This window comes from Pedobacter sp. 01N416 (genome assembly GCF_056399685.1).
The window spans coordinates 1-967 of record NZ_JBFTRT010000938.1; the positions used below are offsets into that span (position 1 = coordinate 1).

The window sequence follows — 967 nt, forward strand, 5'->3', positions numbered from 1 at the left end:
CCGTTGACCTAGAAGGAAAACAGGAATATACCATTACGGTGTACGCCGAAAACCGCATTGGTTTACTCAACAGGATTGCGATTATTTTCTCGAAAAGAAAAATCAATATCGAAAGCTTAAACAGTTCCGCATCAGAAATTGAAGGAATACACCGCTTCAACATCGTCATCCACGAAGGTTACGAGGTAGTGAGAAAGCTGGCCCGTCAGATAGAAAAACAGATTGAGGTATTGAAAGTTTATTTCAACACCAACGAAGAAATTATCTGGCAGGAACTGGCGCTTTACAAAGTTTCTACAGATGAAATTGCAGAAAAAGTAACCGTAGAGCGTTTATTAAGACAATACGGTGCAAGTGCGGTAGTGATCCGTAAAGATTATACCGTTTTTGCAGTAACTGGTCACCGCGAAGAAACTGATGCTTTGGTGAAAGCTTTAGAACCTTACGAACTAATTGAATTTGTGAGATCTGCAAGAGTAGCCATTATTAAAGACAGTGCAGGTTTCCACGAAAAACTAAAGGAATTCGAAGCTTTCGAACCAGGTGAAGAATTGGTAGAAAATGAGTTTTTAGAAAAAGGGGGGAAGATTTTTACAATGTAATATGAAATGCAATAAAGCCATACCAATTTTAAGAATTTTCGATTACGATAAAGCAGTAGAGTTTTACGTAAACTGGCTGGGCTTTAAAATAGACTGGGAACACACGTTTGAAGAAAATACCCCTGTTTATATGCAGATTTCATTAGGAGGCATCGAACTCCATTTAAGTGAGCACCATGGAGATAGTTCTCCCGGTGCAAATGTATATGTAGATTGTATAGGATTGAGAGCATTTCATAAAGAAATAATAGATAAAAAATATAAGTACAACAGGCCAGGTTTGGAGAAAACTTTTTACGGAACCTGGGCAGTAACAGTAAACGACCCGTTCTTTAACAAGATTACCTTTAACGAAACATTAACCG

General features: G+C 38.0%; 2 protein-coding genes. Both read left to right on the forward strand.

The annotated features are described in order from the left end of the window. Nucleotides 1-32: 32 nt before the first annotated feature. Nucleotides 33-602 (forward strand): acetolactate synthase small subunit, encoded by a 570-nt coding sequence (gene ilvN, locus AC1DND_RS28525; RefSeq protein ID WP_477586301.1) that lies wholly within the window; start codon nt 33-35, stop codon nt 600-602. A 1-nt stretch (nt 603) separates the two neighbouring features. Then, nucleotides 604-967, forward strand: a 364-nt coding sequence (locus AC1DND_RS28530) for a glyoxalase superfamily protein (RefSeq protein WP_477586300.1), incomplete at its 3' end; no start/stop codon positions are given.